The organism is Nocardia harenae NBRC 108248 (assembly GCF_001612885.1).
In the GTDB taxonomy this organism is placed as follows: domain Bacteria; phylum Actinomycetota; class Actinomycetes; order Mycobacteriales; family Mycobacteriaceae; genus Nocardia; species Nocardia harenae.
On record NZ_BDBH01000015.1, the window covers coordinates 170002 to 189915 of the forward strand.

The 19914-nt window shown below is 70.6% G+C and carries 16 protein-coding genes, 1 tRNA gene and 3 pseudogenes; 14 read left to right on the forward strand and 6 right to left on the reverse strand.

Translation table 11 applies throughout. From position 1 onward, the window contains the following. Window positions 1-729, forward strand: coding sequence for an SIR2 family NAD-dependent protein deacylase (locus NH2_RS26385; protein WP_067660074.1), 729 nt, complete (start codon window positions 1-3; stop codon window positions 727-729). On the opposite strand, the gene NH2_RS26390 is transcribed toward NH2_RS26385, so the two are convergent. Together NH2_RS26390 and NH2_RS26395 are read right to left on the reverse strand one after the other, a co-directional pair. Further along, window positions 722-2023: a D-arabinono-1,4-lactone oxidase gene (locus NH2_RS26390; protein WP_067660077.1), complete on the reverse strand. Its 1302-nt coding sequence runs from the start codon at window positions 2021-2023 to the stop codon at window positions 722-724. The two genes, NH2_RS26385 and NH2_RS26390, sit on opposite strands and share 8 nt — an antisense overlap. 60 nt (window positions 2024-2083) lie before the next feature. Next, a complete protein-coding gene (locus NH2_RS26395; protein WP_067660079.1) occupies window positions 2084-2767 on the reverse strand; it encodes a TetR/AcrR family transcriptional regulator in 684 nt (227 codons plus the stop codon). A 124-nt stretch (window positions 2768-2891) separates the two neighbouring features. On the opposite strand from NH2_RS26395, the gene NH2_RS26400 reads away from it, so the two are divergent. Beyond that, on the forward strand, window positions 2892-4385 hold the full coding sequence (locus tag NH2_RS26400; protein WP_067660082.1) for an MFS transporter: 1494 nt from the start codon (window positions 2892-2894) through the stop codon (window positions 4383-4385). Between the two features lie 49 nt (window positions 4386-4434). Here the strand turns inward: NH2_RS26400 and NH2_RS26405 are convergent, their stop codons facing one another. After that, entirely contained in the window at window positions 4435-5604 is a 1170-nt protein-coding gene (locus NH2_RS26405) for a lipase family protein (RefSeq protein WP_067660085.1), read from the reverse strand. Window positions 5605-6151: 547 nt separating this feature from the next. On the opposite strand from NH2_RS26405, the gene pgm reads away from it, so the two are divergent. From pgm to NH2_RS26425, 4 genes are all read left to right on the forward strand, one after another. Next, entirely contained in the window at window positions 6152-7789 is a 1638-nt protein-coding gene (gene pgm / locus NH2_RS26410) for a phosphoglucomutase (alpha-D-glucose-1,6-bisphosphate-dependent) (protein WP_067660089.1), read from the forward strand. Further along, window positions 7764-9131: an MFS transporter gene (locus NH2_RS26415; protein ID WP_245650773.1), complete on the forward strand. Its 1368-nt coding sequence runs from the start codon at window positions 7764-7766 to the stop codon at window positions 9129-9131. The genes pgm and NH2_RS26415 overlap by 26 nt, the downstream gene beginning before the upstream one ends. A gap of 51 nt (window positions 9132-9182) precedes the next feature. Continuing rightward, a complete protein-coding gene (locus NH2_RS26420) occupies window positions 9183-9887 on the forward strand; it encodes a DsbA family protein (RefSeq protein ID WP_067660199.1) in 705 nt (234 codons plus the stop codon). 89 nt (window positions 9888-9976) lie between these two features. Next, a tRNA-Ala gene (locus NH2_RS26425) sits at window positions 9977-10049 on the forward strand. A 409-nt stretch (window positions 10050-10458) separates the two neighbouring features. Here NH2_RS26425 and NH2_RS28445 read toward each other — a convergent pair. After that, window positions 10459-11466 (reverse strand): annotated as a pseudogene (locus tag NH2_RS28445) (IS30 family transposase); the annotation flags it as partial. Between the two features lie 64 nt (window positions 11467-11530). Here NH2_RS28445 and NH2_RS26435 point away from each other — a divergent pair. From NH2_RS26435 to NH2_RS26470, 7 genes and pseudogenes are all read left to right on the forward strand, one after another. Further along, window positions 11531-11824, forward strand: a pseudogene (locus NH2_RS26435) (integrase core domain-containing protein); the annotation flags it as partial. Between the two features lie 156 nt (window positions 11825-11980). After that, window positions 11981-12628: a type IV toxin-antitoxin system AbiEi family antitoxin domain-containing protein gene (locus NH2_RS26440; protein ID WP_067660094.1), complete on the forward strand. Its 648-nt coding sequence runs from the start codon at window positions 11981-11983 to the stop codon at window positions 12626-12628. Between the two features lie 74 nt (window positions 12629-12702). Continuing rightward, window positions 12703-13502, forward strand: a protein-coding gene (locus NH2_RS28450; protein ID WP_157103986.1) for an IS5 family transposase whose coding sequence is annotated in 2 segments (ribosomal slippage) — window positions 12703-13033 and window positions 13033-13502 — 801 coding nt in all. Because the reading frame shifts where the segments join, the coding sequence is not laid out codon by codon here. 292 nt (window positions 13503-13794) lie between these two features. Continuing rightward, window positions 13795-14145, forward strand: a complete 351-nt coding sequence (locus NH2_RS26455; protein ID WP_067660104.1) for a hypothetical protein — start codon at window positions 13795-13797, stop codon at window positions 14143-14145. A 273-nt stretch (window positions 14146-14418) separates the two neighbouring features. Next, window positions 14419-14799: an ArsR/SmtB family transcription factor gene (locus NH2_RS26460; RefSeq protein WP_067660107.1), complete on the forward strand. Its 381-nt coding sequence runs from the start codon at window positions 14419-14421 to the stop codon at window positions 14797-14799. After that, on the forward strand, window positions 14796-15890 hold the full coding sequence (gene arsB, locus NH2_RS26465) for an ACR3 family arsenite efflux transporter (RefSeq protein WP_067660110.1): 1095 nt from the start codon (window positions 14796-14798) through the stop codon (window positions 15888-15890). The genes NH2_RS26460 and arsB overlap by 4 nt, the downstream gene beginning before the upstream one ends. Beyond that, window positions 15887-16303, forward strand: a complete 417-nt coding sequence (locus tag NH2_RS26470) for an arsenate-mycothiol transferase ArsC (RefSeq protein WP_067660113.1) — start codon at window positions 15887-15889, stop codon at window positions 16301-16303. The genes arsB and NH2_RS26470 overlap by 4 nt, the downstream gene beginning before the upstream one ends. Window positions 16304-16436: 133 nt before the next feature. Here NH2_RS26470 and NH2_RS26475 read toward each other — a convergent pair whose 3' ends face one another. Then, window positions 16437-17786, reverse strand: a complete 1350-nt coding sequence (locus tag NH2_RS26475) for a lipase family protein (RefSeq protein ID WP_067660116.1) — start codon at window positions 17784-17786, stop codon at window positions 16437-16439. Between the two features lie 415 nt (window positions 17787-18201). Next, entirely contained in the window at window positions 18202-19038 is an 837-nt protein-coding gene (locus tag NH2_RS26480) for a hypothetical protein (RefSeq protein ID WP_067660119.1), read from the reverse strand. 539 nt (window positions 19039-19577) lie between these two features. On the opposite strand from NH2_RS26480, the pseudogene NH2_RS26485 reads away from it, so the two are divergent. Next, window positions 19578-19914, forward strand: a pseudogene (locus NH2_RS26485) (ATP-binding protein); the annotation flags it as partial.

Genomic DNA, 19914 nt, shown 5'->3' on the forward strand with positions numbered 1-19914 from the left:
ATGAGCACGGCGCGCCGGATCGGCGTCCTCACCGGGGCCGGCATCTCCACCGACTCGGGAATCCCGGATTTCCGCGGCCCGCAGGGCGTCTGGACCAAGAACCCCACCGCCGAGCTGCTCACCACCTACGACGCCTACCTCGGCGACCCCGAGGTCCGGGTGCGCTCGTGGCAGGCCCGCCGGGAGAATCCGGCCTGGCACGCCGAGCCCAATGCCGCGCACCGCGCGCTCGCCGAGCTGGAGCACGCGGGCCGGGAGATCGGCATCGTCACGCAGAACGTGGACGGGCTGCACCAGAAGGCGGGCTCCGCGCCGGAGCGGGTGGTGGAGATCCACGGCACCATGTTCGGCGTCGAGTGCGTGGAGTGCCCGTACACCACCACCATGGCCGCGGCGCTGGAGCGGGTCGCCGCCGGGGAGCCGGACCCGCCCTGCCCGCGCTGCGGCGGTGTGCTCAAGGCCGCGACCATCATGTTCGGCCAGCAGATGAACCGGCGCACGGTCGCCGCCGCGCTGGCCATCGCCGAGCGCAGCGAGCTCTTCCTCGCCATCGGCTCCTCGCTCCAGGTGGAGCCGGCCGCCTCGCTCTGCGCGGTCGCGGTGGACGCCGGGGCCGAGCTGGTGATCGTCAATGCCGAGCCGACCCCCTACGACCGGCTCGCCGCCGAGGTGATCCGCGAACCCATCGGCACCGCGGTCCCGGCGCTGGTCCGGTCCCTGCTCAGCTGACCGGGCCGAGCACCCGGTCCAGGTAGTCGTTGCGGAAGAGCCCCTCCGGATCCAGCTTCCCGCGCACCGCCGCGAACCGCTCCCAGTCCGGGTAGCGCGGGCGCAGCGTCTCGGCGGTGTGGAAGTGCCGCTTGCCCCAGTGCGGCCGCCCGCGATACTCGGCGAAGACGGCCTCGCAGGCGCGGAAGTAGGGCCGCCACTCCATGTTCCGGTACTGGTGCACGGCGATGTAGCAGGTCTCCCTGCCGCCTGCCGGGGAGAGGAAGGCGTCGTCCGGCGCCACCCAGCGCACCTCGATCGGCATCGGGGTGTCGAAGCGCCGCGCGACCTCCCTGATCTCCCGGATGGCGGCGGCGCCGTGCTCGCGCGGCAGCGCGTACTCCATCTCGGTGAAGCGCACCAGCCGCGGCGTGGCGAAGACCCGGTACGAGCGGTCCACTTTCTGCCGGGTGCCGCCCACCCGCGCGGCGGTCCGCTGGATCAGCGGAACCAGCTCCGGCCGCCGCCTGCCCACCCGGCAGAGCGCGTCGAAGACGTGGTTGGAGAGCAGGATTCCGTCCAGCCAGTCCACCGTCGGGGAGCGCGGCCGCTCCGGCGCCGCGGTGCGGTTGTTGCGCTTGGTCATGGTGAGCGCGCTGTGGCCGAACATGTAGAACTCGAAGTGCTCGTTGCCGTCCACGTGCGAATCCAGCTCGGCCAGCACGTCTTCCAGCGGGATCGGCCGCTCCACCCCGGCGAGCACGAAGGAGGGGACCAGCTTCAGCGTCACCGCGGTGACGACGCCGAGCGCGCCGATGCTCACCCTGGCCGCGCGCCAGCCGTCCGGGTCGGTCTCCGCGTTCAGCTCCAGCACGCTGCCGTCCGCGGTCACCAGCTCGATGGAGTGCAGCGCGTCGGAGATATTGCGCAGCCGCGCGCCGGTGCCGTGCGTCCCGGTGGCGGTGGCGCCCGCGACCGTCTGCACATCGATGTCGCCGAGGTTGGGGAAGGCGAGGCCGTGCGTGTGCAGCGCGGCGCTGGCCTCGTGCAGCGTGATCCCGGCCTGCACCCGGGCCAGCCCGGCGGCGCGGTCCACGTGCAGCACCCGGTTCATCCGCGAGAGATCCAGCAGCACACCGTCGGTGAGCACCGCGTCGGTGAAGGAGTGGCCCGCTCCCGCCACCCGCACGTTCCGCCCGCGCGCCGCCGCGGCGGTGACCAGCGCGGCGACCTCGGCGGTATCCCGGGGGTGCGCGACGACGGCGGGGTGGCAGCGCTGATCGCCTGCCCAGTTCACCCACGGCGAGTTGGTCATGTGTCCAACAGTAGGGGATAGGGCTGGAAAGTCGCCGGGAATTCGCAGGATAGCCCGAAGTTATCGGCGGCGTGACGGGCAGTGCTTGCCCTTGGCCTGTTCGATCTGCTCTTCGGTGAGCGCTGGTTCGCAGAGCGGGAGCCGTGCCGCGCCGTCGCCGCGCACGCCGTTGAGCGCCACCGCCAGGTAGCGGCGCCAGGTCTCCGGGGCTACCGGACGGCAGAACTCGGCGAAGCTGTCGATCATGTGCACCAGCGCGAAGAGGTCGGTGGTCTGCACGTCGGGGTGCAGGTCGCCGGCGGCGCGGGCGCGCTCGACGATCCGGTTCAGCGGCGGCTGCATGCGTTCGCGCAGCTCGGCGAAGCGCTCGATCCGATCATCCAGCTCCAGGATGACCTCGCTGAAGCCGCGGCTGCCCGCGAGGTGCCGGCAGGCGTACTCGAAGAACTCGACCAGCCCCGCCCACGGGTCCGGGTTGCGCCCCGCGCGCTCGGCCGCGGCCACGAAATCGTCCATTTGCCTGGCGAATACCTGGACGATGAGTTCCTTCTTGCCGGCGAAGCGGCGGTACACGGTGCCGACCCCGACGCCGGCGCGCTCGGCCACATCGTCCAGCGAGATCTCCAGGCCGCGCTCCCCGAACAGCTCGCGCGCCGCCGCGACGATGCGCTCCTGATTGCGCGCGGCATCGGCGCGCAGGCGGCGGGGGGCATGGCTGGGGGAGGTCGACGTGGTGGGACTCACAGCCCCAGTCTATCAATGCCCGGGATTAAACGGAGGTGGCCTCTCCGTTATTGTGATAGTCTCCAATTAAGCGGAGGGTATGCCTCCGCATTCATCGCTCCACGCCGATCCCCAGGGGAGAAGAATGACTACCACTGTCGAGACCGCGGCCACGGCCGCCGCGGCGGCCGGCAGGCGCGGCTCCGCCGCCGTCCGCTGGTGGGTGCTCGCCGTGATCGGCACCGCCCAGCTGATGGTGGTGCTCGACGCCACCGTCGTGAACATCGCGCTACCCGCCGCGCAGGCCGACCTCGGCTTCGGCGACGGCGACCGGCAGTGGGTGATCACCGGCTACGCGCTCGCGTTCGGCAGCCTGCTGCTGCTCGGCGGGCGGCTCAGCGACCTTTTCGGCAGGCGCACCGCCTTCATCACCGGGCTGGTCGGCTTCGCCGTCGCCTCCGCCGTCGGCGGCGCCGCCACCAGCTTCGAGATGCTGGTCGCCGCGCGCGTCGGCCAGGGCATCTTCGGCGCGCTGCTCGCCCCCGCCGCGCTCGCGCTGCTCACCGTCACCTTCACCGAGCCCGCCGAGCGGGCCCGCGCCTTCGGCATCTTCGGCGCGGTGGCAGGCACCGGCGGCGCCATCGGGCTGCTGCTCGGCGGCGCGCTCACCGAGTGGGCGTCCTGGCGCTGGGTGATGTTCGTCAACCTCGGCTTCGCCGCCGTCGCGCTGGTCGGCGCGGTGCTGCTGCTCGCCAGGCACGTCGTCACCGAGCGCCCGCGCCTCGACCTCCCCGGCACGCTGACCGTCACCGCCGCGCTCTTCGCCATCGTCTACGGCTTCTCGCACGCCGAGTCCGAGGGCTGGTCCGACCCGCTGACCCTGGCCTTCCTGGCGGGCGGCGCGGCGCTGCTCGCGGTCTTCGTATGGTCGCAGACCCGGGTCGCGCACCCGCTGCTTCCGCTGCGGATCCTGCTCGACCGCACCCGCGGCGCCTCCTACCTCACCGTCTTCGTGATGGGGATCGGGATGTTCGCGATCTTCCTCTTCCTCACCTACTACCTGCAGCTGACGCTCGGCTACACCCCGATCACCACCGGCCTCGCCTTCCTGCCGCTGGTCGCGGGCATGGTGATCTCCTCGACCACCGCGCCCTCGGTGCTGCTGCCCCGGATCGGGCCCAAGGTCGTGGTGAGCGGCGGCTTCGTGATCGCCGCGCTCGGCATGCTGCTGCTCACCCGGATCGGGCTGGATTCCGGCTACGCCACGGACATCCTGCCCGCGTTGGTGGTCATGGGTCTCGGCCTCGGCGGCGCCATGTCGGTCGCCTTCCAGGGCGCGACCTCGGGGGTCGGGCACGCCGACGCCGGCGTCGCCTCCGCGACCATCAACACCAGCCAGCAGGTCGGCGGCTCGATCGGCACCGCGCTGCTCAGCACCATCGCCGCCGCGGCGGCCTCGGACTACCTGGCCGGGCGGGCCCTGAGCCCGGAGGTGGTGGCGCAGTCGGCGATCGAGAGCTACACCACCAGCTTCTGGTGGGCCACCGCGATCTTCGCGGCGGGCGCGGTGATCGTCGGCTTCCTCATGCCGAACGCCCTTCCCGCACCCGCCGAGGGCGAACCCGTTCTCGCGCACTGAGTTCCATGCGAAACGCCCGGACCGGCCGGTCCGGGCGTCTCGGCGTTCGTCAGCAGTTGCCGGGTGCGGGGGCTCCGGCGAAGCGGGCGGCCAGGTAGTCGAAGGCGCGCGCGCTGCCCTCCGGGATGGCGGTGCCGTGGTCGGTGCCGGGCAGCATGTCCAGCTGCACCCTGGTGCCGGAGCCGCAGTAGCGGCCGACGACCTCGCGCACCAGCTGCGGCGAGACGGCGTCGTTGGTGCCGTGCCACACGTAGGTGGGGATGCGCGGCACGCCCGCGAAGGTCTCCAGGCTGTTCTCGTGCAGGATGCGCACGGTGTCCGGGTCGGCGTCGAGCGGGCCGGAGAAGACGTCCGGCAGGCTGCGGTTCGCGCCCGCCGCGATGATCTCGTCGGTGCAGCCGTCGGCGATCCGGTTGCGCAGGTCGGCGCCGGTCGGCGTCAGGATGCCCTCTATCGGCAGCTGCCCCGGGTACTCCCGCTCCAGCCCCATGGCGGCCGCGAAACCAAGCCCGAACAGCGGATTCGGCGCCATGCCGAGGTCGAGCGCCAGCTTGCCGATATTCATCGGCACCCCGCCCTCGGCCACCCCGACCAGCGGCAGCTCCGGCGCGTACTCCGGGGCGAGCGCCGCCGCGAAGCCGGTCGCCATGCCGCCGCCGGAGTACCCGGCCAACGCCATCGGGCTGCCGCCGAGCCCGGCCGGGGCGAAGCGCTGCACCGCGCGCAGCCCGTCCAGGGTGATCCGGCCGCCGAGCCGGGCCGCGCCGTACGCGCTGTTCGGGCCGAGGTGATCCGGCACCGCGACGGCCCAGCCCCGGCCGAGCAGCAGGTTCAGCACCGGCCCCTCGCGCAGCCCGCCGTCGAAGAGCGCGTGCGACGGGGCGCAGCGCAATCCGAGCGCGTTCACGAACGGCTGGTACGACACCACCGGCCGGTTCGCGCCGCCGCCGGGCGGGACCAGCACCGTCGTCACCGCGCCGATCGGCCCGCCCATCGAGTCGGTGCTGCGGAAGAGCAGCTGCCACGCGGTGGCGCCCGGGTAGTTCGGCGCGGGCACCTGCCTGCTGCGCATGACGTCGCCGAGGTTGAAGCGCGCGACGTCGGCGGGCGCGGCGTAGAAGGCGTCGGGGTCGGGCACCGGGTAGATCGGCCCCGCCGCGGCCGGACCGGCGCCGAGCCCGGTGCCCGCCGCGAGCAGGAGCGCCGCGATGCCGAGCAACCCCGCTCGGCCGCCGCGCCCTCCATCGGGGCCGCGCCGCTGGGTGCCGAAGCGCGCCGCCGCGCGCCGCGCTCGCAAGACTGCCCGCTGTACCGCCATCGTTTCTCCAGACTCGGGATAGAACGGAATAGACCTGAACTTCTCGGCCGGACTCCAGGCATTCGTACGGGGGCGCCGCGGGGATTGTCAACACGGGGGATCGAGCGGTCTGCAGGCTTGTTTTCGCTGGTAGAACCAACCGCACGGTTCCTGGGGCGGGGCGGTGTCGGACCCGGCCGATAGCATCGCGCCGTGCCTTCCCGACGCCACCCCGCCGCCGGATCCGGGTGTGCCCGCCGCGCGTCCGGCAGCGCCGCCCGCGCGCGGTTTTCCCGCTGCGCGCCCGCGCTTCGTAGACTGCTCGGATCGGGAGCCGCTCGCGCACGGGGGAGCGGTACGGGGAAGGGAGCGCGGGTATGACCTCCGCGAACGCGGCCACACGCAGCCGGGTGCGCTCGTGATCCCGATGACGAGCCTGGCGCAGCCGACACGGAAGGGAGCCCCGACCATGGCCCACGATCGAGCAGGCCGCCCGGCCAGGGTGAGCGACCTGGAAGACATCCCACACCTGGTGACGGCCTACTACAGCCGGGTGCCCGACCCGGCGGACCCGGCCCAGCAGGTGGTCTTCGGCACCTCGGGGCACCGCGGCTCCAGCCTGGACACCGCCTTCAACGAGGCGCACATCCTCGCCGTCACCCAGGCCATCGTCGAGTACCGCGCCACCCGCGGCATCACCGGCCCGGTCTACCTGGCCCGCGACACGCACGCGCTCTCCGAGCCGGCCTGGACCACCGCCCTCGAGGTGCTGGCGGGCAACGACATCGCGGTGGCGATCGACGCCCGCGACCGTTACACCCCCACCCCCGCGCTGAGCCACGCCGTGCTCCGGCACAACCGCGGCAACCCCAAACACCAGGCCGACGGCATCGTGGTGACCCCCTCGCACAACCCGCCCCGCGACGGCGGCTTCAAGTACAACCCCCCGCACGGCGGCCCCGCCGACACCACCGCCACCGATGCCATCGCCGAGCGCGCCAACGAGCTGCTCCGCACCGGCCTCACCGGCGTCCGCCGCGCCACCCTCGCGCAGGCGCTGCGCGCAGCCGAGCGCTACGACTACCTCGACCACTACGTCTCCGACCTGCCCTCGGTCTCCAACCTCGATGCCATCCGCGGCGCGGGCATCCGGCTCGGCGCCGACCCCATGGGCGGCGCGAGCGTGGACTACTGGGAGGAGATCGGCCAGCGCTACGACCTCGAGCTCGAGGTGGTGAACCCGCTGGTTGACCCGACCTGGCGCTTCATGCCGCTGGACAGCGACGGCAGGATCCGGATGGATCCCTCCTCCCGCTACGCCATGGCGAACCTGGTCTCCATCAAGGACGACTACGACATCTCCACCGGCAACGACGCCGACGCCGACCGGCACGGCATCGTCACCCCCGACGGCGGGCTGCTGAACCCCAACCACTTCCTCGCCGTCGCCATCGAGTACCTGGTGGCGAACCGGCGCGGCTGGGACGCGCTCTCCAAGATCGGCAAGACCGCCGTGAGCTCATCCATGATCGACCGGGTGGTCGGGGTGCTCGGCCGCGACATCTACGAGGTGCCGGTCGGCTTCAAGTGGTTCGTGCCGGGGTTGTTCAGCGGCAGCCTGGCCTTCGGCGGCGAGGAGAGCGCGGGCGCCTCCTTCCTGCGCATGGACGGCACCGTCTGGACCACCGACAAGGACGGCATCATCCTCGCGCTGCTCGCCGCCGAGATCGCCGCCGTCACCGGGCAAACCCCGTCTGCCCGTTACGGCGAACTGGAGAAGCGCTACGGCGCCCCCGCCTACGCCAGGATCGACGCCGCGGCCACCGCGGAACAGAAAGCCCGGTTGAAGAAGTTGACACCGGACATGATCACGGAGCGAGAAATCGCCGGCGAGCCGGTGACCGAGGTGCTCACCAGCGCCAGGGGCAATGGCGCCGCGCTCGGCGGCGTCAAGGTGAGCACCGAGAACGCGTGGTTCGCCGCGCGCCCGTCGGGCACCGAGGACAAGTACAAGATCTATGCCGAGTCCTTCCACGGTGCCGAGCACTTGGCGCAGGTCCAGGCCGCGGCCGAGGAGATGGTTGGCCGCGCGCTCTCCGGTGCGTAGGGCGGAGCGGCTCCCCGTCGAGATCTGGGTGCTGATCGCGGGCTCGTTCGTGATCGCCATCGGCTTCGGGCTCGTCGCCCCGGTGCTGCCGCAGTTCGCCCGCGGCTTCGGCGTCGGGGTGGCCGCGGCATCGGCCATCATCAGCGCCTTCGCCCTCATGCGGCTGCTCTTCGCGCCCATGAGCGGGCGGCTGGTGCAGCGGCTCGGCGAGCGGCCGGTGTACCTCGGCGGCCTGCTGGTGGTCGCGCTCTCCACCGGCGCCTCCGCGCTCGCGCAGAGCTACTGGCAGCTGCTGGTGCTGCGCTCGCTCGGCGGCATCGGCTCCACCATGTTCACCGTGTCGTCGCTGGCGCTGGTGATCCGGATGTCGCCGCCCGGAGCCCGCGGCCGGGTCTCCGGGCTGTACTCGACCAGCTTCCTGATCGGCTCGCTCGGCGGCCCGCTGATCGGTGGGCTCTTCGCCGGCTTCGGCCTGCGCGCGCCGTTCGTGCTGTACATGGTCGCGCTGCTGATCACCATCGCCGTCGTGTGGTTCGCGCTGCGCAACTCCACCCTGATCAACCCTGTGGCCGGCGGCCCGCAGCGCACCATGAGCTTCGCCGACGGGTGGCGCAGACCCGAGTACCGGGCCGTGCTGTTCTCGAATTTCAGCTATGGCGCGGCCGTCTTCGGCGTGCGGATGGCGCTGGTGCCGCTGCTCGTGGTCGAGGTGCTCGGTCAGGAACCGGCCATGGCGGGGATCACGCTCACCGTGTTCGCGGCGGGCAACGCCGTGGTGCTCTTCGCCAGCGGCAGGCTCTCCGACCGGCTCGGCCGGAAGCCGTTCCTGGTGCTCGGCTCGCTCATCTGCGCCGTCGGCACCGGCGGATTGGCTCTCGCGCAATCGGTGCCGCTGCTGCTGATCACGAGCTTCGTGGCGGGGCTCGGTTCCGGCATGTTCAGCCCCGCGCAGCAGGCCGCCGTCGCCGACATCATCGGCCCGAATGCGCGCGGCGGGCCGGTGCTGGCCGGATTCCAGATGTCCGCCGACTTCGGCGCCGTGCTCGGGCCGATCGTGGTCGGGTTCCTCGCGCAGCAACTGTCGTACGGGGTCGGGCTCGGCGTGACCGGCGGGCTGCTCGCCCTCGCCGCCGTCTTCTGGCTGCTGGTTCCCGAGCCCATGCACCGGGAGCCCCGTGCCGATCACCCCGGCCGCACCGCCGCGGACGCCGGTGCGGTGAGCGGAGAGCCCGGCACCGCTGCGCTGCCACCCGGCGCCGACGCGCCTCCGCCGTCCGATGCGGGGCCCGGTTTCCCCAGCGCCGAGCCGAAGGAGCTGAGGGGCCGCGGCAGCGCCCGGTAGGGCAGAGTGGATGGCGTGAGCAATCCGTCCACCGGCTACACCCCGCGCCCGATGTCCAGCAACACCACCTACGCGCTCGGCGCGCTCGCCGTCGTGATCATCGGGGTCATCGTCTTCGCCGCGTACCGCTGGTCGTCCGGCGGCGAGGACGCCGCCACCCGCAACGACGGGTACGGCTCCGTGCGCGACGCCGCCGTGCAGGTCGCGATCGACGGCAATGCCATCCGCCTCGGCAGGCCGGACGCGCGGGCCACCGCCGACATCTACGAGGACCCCATCTGCCCCGCCTGCGGCGTTCTGGAGCGCGTCTACGGGCAGGAGATCGCGCAGCGGGTCGACGAGGGGGCGCTGGCCGTCCGCTACCACTTGGTGAACTTCCTCGACTCGCGCAGTTCCTCGGGCGACTACTCCTCCCGCGCCGCCGGAGCCCTGCGCTGCGTCGCCCAGAGTGGCCAGGCCGTCGCCTACGCCCGCTTCCACGACGCGCTGTTCCTCGCCGAGCAGCCCGAGGAGAGCGCGGACAGCGATCACACCGCCGACGAACTCGCCGCCATCGCCCGCTCGTCCGGTGCGCCCGAGGAGGCCGTCCAGTGCGTAGCGACCGGCGCGCAGACCGAGGCCGCTCGCACCGCCGCCGCTGCCAATCTCGACGCCCTGCGCGCTCTCTCCGACAAGGTCGGGACTCCGACCGTCATCGCCGGGGGCAACGACATCGACGTGAACAATGCGGAATGGGTGGTTGAACTCACGCGTTGAGGCGCAGGTCAGGGGGCGATTTGGTGGGTGTGCGGAGGGTGGTGTAACTTCGTTCAGGCAGCCGGGGAAGCTCGGAGGCATACCCATCCGGGGCTATGGCGCAGCTGGTAGCGCACCACACTGGCAGTGTGGGGGTCAGGGGTTCGAGTCCCCTTAGCTCCACAGAAATAGCAGGTCAGGCCCGATCTTTGATCGGGCCTGACCGTTTTTGCCATCTGGCCCACCTCTTTGATCCTGGGTTTGTTCGGCGGGACTGCCGAGTCGAATACCTGCGGTGGGCACCGCCCTGTCGTAGGCCGGTGCCCCGGCATGGCGTGCACAACGCGGGTGCCAAGATGCGTCTGGTCGTCTTCGGGCGATTATTCGATCTGACTGCTGCGGCGGACTCGTGTATGGCTGGATGGGCGCCGCACCACCGCGCCCGCACCGCCGGACTCCTGCCCTTCTGATCCCAAGTCGGATGCTCCGCGGCTGCCGACGAAGTCCCCGGCATTGGCGGGTTGTCCCTATCGTTGGCGGGCTTCCCTGCCAGGTCGAAGGTGGATTCAACTGGTCGTCGCAACACAGTGCTGAGTGATCGTAGATGCTCGGTCATCGCCTCGGCGGGTGTCCGCCATCCCAGGACTTCGCCGGGGGCGGTTGTTGAGGGTGTGAGCGACCGCGGCCAGCTCGGTAGCGCTCCACCGGAACCGGTCGGTGCCCTTCGGAAAGTATTGGCGGAGAGGCCCGTTGGTGTTCTCGTTCGTTCCTCGCTGCCACGGGCTGTGCGGATCGGCGAAGAACACCGGGATCCCTGTCTCGCCGGTGAAGGCGGCGTGTGCCGACATCTCCTTGCCGCGGTCCCAGGTCAGCGAGCGCAGCAGCGGTGAGGGAACCGACGCCAGCGCGGCGGCCAGGGCCTTGTTCATCGAGGAGGCTCCGTACCCGCTCAACGCCGGCCCGTTCTTCACCGGCGCTCGATCACCCCGTCCCTGTTCGCGTGGCAGGCGGACCAGGACGGTGAATCGTGTCGACCGCTCGACCACGGTGCCGATCGCCGATCGTGTGGTGCCGATGATGAGGTCGCCTTCCCAGTGCCCGGGCACCGCCCGGTTCTCGGCCTCGGACGGGCGTTCACGCAGCAGGCTGCTCGCGGTGACATGAGCTCATGCCGCCCGTCCGGCTCGGGCTCGGGGCGTCCGCAGCGACCGGCCGGTCCGCAGACACAGGATCAGCTCCCGCGCCAACCCACCGCGTCCCTCGATATATAACGCCTGATAGATCGCTTCGTGGCTGATCCGCATCGACACGTCACGGCGATCCGGCGGACACCGTCGCCTCGGGCTCGCAGCAGCGCGATCTCCTCCCGCTCGGCGAACGACAGGAACCGGCCCGTCGGCGGGCCCCACGAATACGGCGACATCCCGCCAGCCTCACGGAACCACCTCGACCCGGCCACCGGTGAGACACGAACCGCAACTGCACATTCCGTCGCTAGATCACCCTTGGCGATCTCGTCCCAGAATGCCCGCTCGACCACTCGCTGATGACCAGGATGCCCGGGCGAGCGCATCGGCGCTCGCGCCGTGACCTCCCGCACCCAATCCGACGGCCTTCCCGCAACACCCTCCTGACCTCAGGTGTTGCTTCCACCGGTTGAACCTACTCAGTTCCGCTCTCGGCGGTTCGTGCACGCGCTCAACAGTTTTCGGATGGTGGGGCCGATGGGGCGGGTCGGTGCCGCAGGTGACAACGCTGCGATGGAGAGCTTCTTCAGCCTGCTGCAACGCAACGTCCTCGACCGCCGGCGGTGGGCCACGCGTGAACAGCTCCGGATCGCGGTCGTGTCCTGGATCGAACGTACCTACCACTTCCGCCGGCGCCAGGACCGGCTCGGCCGGTCGACCCCGATCGAATACGAAGCGATCATGACCTCGGCAGCCCTGCAGGCTGCCTGACCACTGTCACCTCATCGTGCAGTAGCCTCGGCCAAGAATTCGTAGTATCGATACTCGCTCACGACTCGGTCGGGAGACAGGCCGCCGCGGTGCATGTGGCTATACACAGGAGACTGATGACAACGTTTGTCCCCTTAATAGGGTACATTTGTTGTCGTGGCGGATGCGACACTAGCGCGGCTGGGTGTCATCGCGGAGCAGCGGTGGGGCCTGTTCACGACCGCTCAGGCTGCCACTGCCGGTGTCGCTCGCAAGCAGCTGTCTCGGATGGCCGCCGCCGGCGCGATCGAACGCGTGGCGCACGGGGTCTACCGGATGGCAGGCGCGCCAGTGGCCGAACACGAGACGATCTATGCGACCTGGCTCGCGCTCGGCGGTACGACTGCCCACCGCACCGGTACCGAGGTGGCTGCGCTCGTGGCCGCCGGTACCACGGCGGCCGCTGTCCACGGCATCGGAGACTTCCTGCTCGACGAACTCGACTTCATCGTCCCCGCACGTAAGGGCACGCGCCTGCCCGGTGTGCGCCTACGGATCCGGCCCTTGACTCAGGACGATGTGCTACCTGTCGGCGGCCTGCCGACGCTCACCGTCGAGCGGACGATCGCAGACCTCGTCGATATCGCCACGGACATGTCATTGGTCGCCGGTACCGTACGCGATGCCGTTCGAGCCGGAAAGTTGCTGTCTGCCGATCGGCTCTCGGATCATCTCGACGCGATCGGCCGTCACAGCGGCTGCGAGGTCGCGGCGGACCTGTTCGAACTGGCTGGTATACGTCCGGAAGGATTCCGCGGTGACTGACCGATCCGACTACGAGCTCCTAACATGATCGTCTGAGTGGCGTCGAGTGTCGTTGTCGTGCAGCATGTTCGGTCGTGGCAGCACCTTGGATCGTCAGCGACGAGTTGTGGGCGGTGATCGAACCGCTACTGCCGATCAAACCCGCGGGAACACCGGGACCGGCGCGGATGGACGACCGGCTGGTCTTCCGGGGGATCCTGTTCGTGCTGTTCACCGGGATCGGGTGGGAGGACCTGCCCCAGGAACTCGGGTTCGGGTCCGGGATGACCTGCTGGCGCCGCGTGCGGGACTGGACCGAGGCCGGGGTCTTCGAGCAGATGCACCAGGTGATGCTGGACCGGTGCAACGCCGCCGGGCTCATCGACTTCGACCGCGTGATCGCCGACGCCTCCCACATCAAGGCGAAAAAGGGGGCGCCGAGACCGGGCCGAGCCCGGTCGACCGCCGCAAGACCGGATCCAAACATCACGTCCTGACCTGTGGCAACGGGCTACCCCTCGTCGTGGATCTGTCCGCGGCCAACCTCAACGACCACCTCATGCTCTCCCGCCTGCTCGACCGAGTCCGCCCGCTCCGGGGCCGGCCCGGACCACCACGACGCAAGGTCCGCACCCTGCTCGCGGACAAGGGCTACGACTACCCCCGCGTCCGCGCCGAGCTGCGTGAGCGCGGCATCGTCTGCCACATTCCCCGACGCGGCACCCGCGACGACGTCTCGGCCGCCCGCTGGGTGGTGGAGCAGACCCTGGCCCTGCTCCACCAGTTCCGCCGCCTCGCTATCCGCTGGGAACGCCGCGCCGATATCCACCGCGGCCTGCTGTCATTGGGCGCAGCACTGATCTGCTGGCGACGACTCAGCAACCGAACCCGATAGGAGCTCTAAGGACCCCCAAGGTCCACCCATTTTCCGCAGGTCAGGGCCGGTATTCGTATCGGTCTTGTTCTCTTTTCGGAGCCTGTGTGCCTAGAGCGTGCCAACGGGCGGGAGAACTCTTCGATTCTCGACCGCCCCCGGTAGATCGTCAGACGGCTTTGTCGGTGCCGAACATCGCCGACGCGGCGGCGGGCAGACCTTCGTCGTCGACGTGGTTGTCGACCGTGGTGGTCATCCGGACGTCGTGTCCGTGCCCGCAGCGACGGCCGACGCCAGGATGCCCGCGTGCAGCATGACCGACACCGACGTGTGCCGCAGATTCCGCAGGGTGATCCTGGAAGCCTGGCTCGGTGATCCTGCGGCGGAGTCCTACGCCCGGCACGTCCTGGCCGACCTGGAACGCTCCCCGGCAGCACGGCCGCGCCGCATCGCGATGGCGCGCCTGGACCTCGGACTGGCGCTGATCGCGGCCGACAAGGCGGACGAGGCCGCGGACGCGGCGCTGGTGGCGGTGGAGTCCGGCCGCCTGGTGCCGTCGCACTACTGGCGCGTGTCCGAAGTCGCCGCCGGAATCGAGGCGCAGGGAGTGCCGGAGGCGGCCGTGGTGCGAGGGGCGTTCCGCGACATCTACCGGTCGGCGTGACGGTGCGCAGCGGGTCGGCGTGGTGCCGTAGGGGGCGGATTCGGAGGTTGAGACCCCGGCGTCACGGCGACCTCGGGAAGCTGGAGGAGAGCAGGTCGGGCACCGTTCCAGCGTGCCGACAGTGTGCCGAGACGGGACGGTGCACAGTGGACCTGACCGACGAAGGGTGATGCGGCAGCGTCGCCGTGCCTGGCCCTTGGCGCTGGTGCGCCCGCACCCTTGTTCACCGGCCGTTCGCTTGCCCAGGAAATCGATATCGGTCAATATCGATGCATGTCGAAACAGTCGCTGCCGATCACGCCGATCCAGGCGTGCACCGCCGCCCCGCTGGTCCGTGAACCGCTCACCCCGGCCGCCGCGGTCGAGCTCGCGAGCGTGTTCCGGGCGCTGTCGGATCCGGTGCGGCTGCGACTGCTCAGCTCGATCGCATCCCGCGCCGGGCAGGAGGCGTGCGTGTGCGATATCTCCGCCGGGGTGGAGGTGTCCCAGCCGACCATCTCCCATCACCTCAAGGTGCTGCGCGAGGCCGGGCTGCTCGAATCCGAGCGCCGCGCGTCCTGGGTGTACTACCGGATCGTGCCCGAGGCCATGGCGCGGATCTCCCGCGTCCTCGACGCCCACACCACCGGAACGGACGCGGTGGTCCCGGCATGACCACCACGACAGCGGCCGGTGAGACCGCGGTCGTCGGCAAACTCTCGACGCTGGACCGGTTTCTTCCGGTCTGGATCGGCGCCGCTATGGCAGGCGGGCTACTGCTGGGCCGGCTGATCCCCGGTCTCGGCGATGCCCTCGGCGCGATCGAGATCGACGGCATCTCCCTGCCGATCGCGATCGGGCTGCTGATCATGATGTACCCGGTGCTGGCCAAGGTCCGCTACGACCGGCTCGGCACCGTCACCGGCGACCGCCGCCTGCTGGCCGGCTCACTGGTCCTGAACTGGATCCTCGGGCCCGCGCTGATGTTCGCGCTGGCCTGGATCTTCCTGCCCGACCTGCCCGAATACCGGACCGGGCTGATCATCGTCGGGCTCGCCCGCTGCATCGCCATGGTCATCATCTGGAACGACCTCGCCTGCGGCGACCGCGAGGCCGCCGCCGTGCTCGTCGCCCTGAACTCGGTGTTCCAGGTCGTCATGTTCGCTGTGCTCGGCTGGTTCTACCTCTCGGTCCTCCCTGGCTGGCTCGGCCTGGAGCAGACCGGCATCGACGCCTCGCCCTGGCAGATCGCGAAATCGGTGTTGATCTTCCTCGGAATCCCGCTGCTCGCGGGCTATCTCACCCGGCGGTTCGGCGAACGCGCGAAGGGCCGCGACTGGTACGAGAGCAAGCTGCTGCCCAGGCTCGGACCGTGGGCGCTCTACGGGCTGCTGTTCACCATCGTCATCCTGTTCGCCCTGCAAGGCGAGCGGATCACCAGCCAGCCGCTCGACGTCGTGCGGATCGCGGTCCCGCTGCTCGTGTACTTCGCCCTCATGTGGGGCGGCGGCTACGCGCTCGGCGCGACCATGGGCCTCGGCTACGCCCGCACCACCACGCTGGCCTTCACGGCGGCGGGCAACAACTTCGAACTCGCCATCGCGGTCGCCATCGCCACCTACGGCGCCTCCTCCGGCCAAGCGCTGGCGGGTGTGGTCGGCCCGCTCATAGAGGTCCCGGTGCTGGTCGGGCTCGTCTACGTCTCCCTCGCCCTGCACAAACGCTTTCGCAGCGCACCTGCCGCGACCGGAGGTGACCGGCCGTGACCACGCCGACGGTGCTGTTCGTGTGCGTGCGCAACAGCGGAAAATCCCAGATGGCCGCCGCTCTGCTCCGCCAGGCCGGCCCCGGGCTGGTGCGCGTGTACTCCGCGGGCACCGAGCCCGGCACCGGACTCAACCCGCTCTCGGTCCAGGTCCTCGACGAGGTCGGCGCGAGCATCGAGGGCGAGCATCCGAAACCGATCGACCCCGCCATCGCCGCGACCGCCGACCGGATCGTCGTCCTCGGCCGCGAAGCCCACCTCGACCCACCACCCGCGGGCACCGTCGAGGTATGGGACACCGACGAACCTTCCCGCCGCGGCATCGACGGGATCGAACGTATGCGCCTGATCCGCGAAGACATCGCCGCCCGCGTCCGCGCCCTGCTCGCCGAACTCGCCGTCCACACCCCCTGAAAGGCTTCGCACCGCAATGACTTCCGGCAAAGCCAGCGTCCTGTCTGCATCCACAACGCCGGACGCTCCCAGCTGGCCGCCGCGGGGGCAGGGCCGGTGGGACGTCCCGGGTGCGGCTCGAAGGTCGGTGCGCTTACCCGACCCCGCTGGCCTTACCGAAGAACGATGCAAGAACCTCCCCGAACGCCGCCGCCGTCACCTGCAAACCGGCCGGATCCAATGCCAGCGACCCGGCGTCGAAGGTGCTGCACCCCGGCTGCACCGGAACCCCGTTCAAGCGGTCCCGCATCCACAGCAGCGCCGGACCGGCGCCGGTGATCTCGGTGGTGATGTGCTCGGCGAGGTGCTCCCTCGTGTACTGCACAGTGGCCGCTGGATCGGCGCAGTACGTGTCGACCAGCGTGTTCACCGGCCCGACGGGGATGAGCTCGTCGGGGTTGCCCTGCCAGATGTAGAGCGGCAGGTCGGGGACGGCCTTGCCCATGCGGGTGCGGGCGAGGACGTCGCGGACGACAGGGTCGTCGAGGGGGTCGCCCTCGGTGCGCAGGAAGCCCGTGATGTCGAGGAATGGCGCGAGCACGGTGTTCCACTGAACGCAGAGCCCGCCCTTGACGGTGGCGAGGGCGGCGCCGAGCGGGTCGAGGTCGCGGTCGAGGACGGCATCGAACTCGGGGTACTCGCGGCTCAGGCCGAGGATGGCGGTCATGATCATGCCGGACCAGATGCCGTTGTTGCCGTTGAGCAGGACCGGGCCGAGATCGGCGGGGACTCCGCCCATGGCGGCGGCGGCGATGCTCAGCTCGGGAGCGTAGGAGCGGCGCAGTTCGGCGGCGTGGCCGGTGGCGATGGCGCCGCCGGAGTAGCCGTACATGCCGACGCGCGCCTCGGGAGCGAGCCGCAGCGGGTCGAAGTTCTCGGCGGCGCGGATGCCGTCGAGGGTGATCCGGCCGGCCAGCGGGCCGGCGCCGAATGCCTCGGCGGGGCCCTGGTGGTCGGGGATGGCGATGGCCCAGCCCTGCTGCAGCGCACCCTGGGCGATGATGAACTCCAGCGGGACCACGATCTGGCCGAGCGCGGGCGCGGCCGACCACTGCTGCACCGCGTAGGAGGGGGCGCAGTAGGCGGCGAGGGAGTCGACGGCGATCTGCACCGAGAGCAGCTTGTCCGGGGCGGAGCCGCGGGGCTTCAGCACGGTGGTCACCGCGGAGATCGGCTCGTCGCGGCTGCTGTTCGAGCGGTAGGAGAGCTGCCAGGCGTCCACGTTCAGCGGGATCACGCCGAAGTTCGCCGGATTGATCCGGCGGGCGGCCAGGATCTCGCCGGGGGCCGCGGCGGCGATCGACTCGGCGGGCGGGCGGTAGAAGCCGGGGTCGAGCTCAGGGGGGAGCGGCAACGCGGCGGCCGGTTGCACCGCCACCTCGGGGGCCGCGTGGGCTGTGCCCGACCCCGCCACGAGGGCCAGTGCGAGGCTGCCGCACAGCATGATCAGCCGACGACCGCGCCGTCCTCGGGTATCCGACAACTCGACCTCCAATTGTGAAACCATTAGGGACCACTCGTGGCGAGTTTCACATACCGTGATCTGGATCGCAATCAGCGGGCTGCTCGGAGCGCGCAGTGATCAGGTGGCCGCGCCGCGCTGGCCGATCGGGTTCGGCGATAGGGGAGGGGAGGTGCACAGTCCGAGCGCGGTCAGCGTGGCGCGCACAATCGGCCCGGACATAGCGCCATCTCTGGTACCTGATGGTTCCAGACTGCTCTAGGTGTGCTATGACGCAGGACGCAAGCGGGTGATCGGCCCAGGCGGCTGTGGCCGATGCTCGGAGGACCAGGAGTCGTCCGGTCGACGAGAACGCGCCGCCACCCGGGAGGCGGGTGGCGGCGCGGGGAAGAAGGGTTCAGGCCTGCGGGGCGGGCCCGAGCGCCTGCGGCGGCGCGGCCAGGCCCTGGACCGCCCCGACCCCGGCGCCCAGCCCGGCGCCGATGGCGGCGAGCGGCGCCACCATGAGCCCGGCGCCGTAGGCGGCGCCGAGCGGGACCGCGGCCAGCCCGATGGGCATGAACGGCACCCCGACGAGCGCGCCGATCGCGCCGCCCGCCGCCGCGCCGACCACGCCGAACGGTGCGGCGAAGGCGGCGCCCGCGGCGGCGCCGACGGCGGCGGAGCCCACGGTCTGGCTCGCGACCCGGTCGGAGCGGGTGCGCTCCATGCCGACCGAGTCGAAGAAGGTGGCGAGGCCCGCCTCCTGGGCGGCGGCGGCATCGTTGATCTGGACGGCCTGTTCGCGGGGGAGCCAGTCCGGGGAGTCCACCTGCACGTCGCCGAAGCGGAGCACCCCGGCGGGCGGGGTGATCGGCGGGACGGGCTGCGCGGGAGCCGGGCCGTGCAGGTTCTCCACCGGGGAGAGGTAGCCGTAGGCGGGCAGCGGGCGGGCGCCCTGCAGGGAGCTCAGTACGTCGTCGGGGTAGCGCTCGCCGTAGTAGGGGCGCACGTTCGGCACGTCGTCGGCAGGCGCCTGCGGCTGCTCCTCGGGAATCGGCGCTGCTTCGGCGACCGGCGCTGCCGCAGCGACCGGAACGAGCTCGGCGGGGCTCACTGCCACCTCCCGCTCGGGCGCAGCATGCGCCGTCCCCCCGGCCACCAGCGACAGCGCCACCGGGACCGCCCCCGCCGCCACCGCGTAGCCCATCCGCCTCCGAGCCGGGGCGGGTGCCCTGTGCTTGCCGGTGCCCATCGATCACCTTTCGTCCGAACAGTATCTGTCGATTCACCTTCGGAGCTGCCCGGTCACGCGGATGGGTGCGGCAAAATCCGGGCAACCGGTCGGTTTATAAGTGATCCCGGAAACAGAAAGCAATTGTTCGGTTCGTCCCGAAAAGCCGGGAGAGGGTGGTTTCGTAATTGACGAGTCATGCGTTCGGCGGCCGGGCGAGCCTACTGTCTGGTACGGCGAAACCGGCTGTCCGGCAACAAGATCGACAGCAAGCATTTAACACCGCGGTAAACGATCATCGCTACCGGACGGAATCCTTCGGTCATGATTATTTTGCGCACTGTTAACCCTTCCGGAGACCGCGATTGTTCGTCACCTCGCGAATCGAGACTTCTTCGTGATACTGCTACTGTGTGCCGGTCGCCGGGATCGGTACGGCAGGCCGTTGTCGATTCAAAGGCGTTCGGCAGCAGGGGTATTGCGCGGCTCGCCGGGCGGCTCCGATCCCCCCGGTCCTCGAGTCCTTCAACACGAGAGAACTGATGAGTTCAGAGTTTGCCGTGGTGCTTCCCTGGATCGTGACTGTGGTGCTGGTCACGGTTTCCACGTTCTATGCGGTGCAGGTCGTGCGCCGCAAGCAGTCCCGTATCGATGCGCTGATCGCCGAGCGGCGCCGGCATGAAGAAGCGCTGGAACGGCTCGCCACCACCACCTTGCCCGCGGTCGCCGCCTCGGTGCGCAGGCACGAGCCCGCCCCGCTCCCCGAAGTCGCTCCCGGCACCGAGAATTCCCGGTTCGCCCAAGGTTTGCGGTGGACCGCGGAGCGCTACGCCGACGAGCTCAGGATGCTGCAGTCGGAGACCCGCGACCACACCATCCGGGATGCCGAAGAGCAGT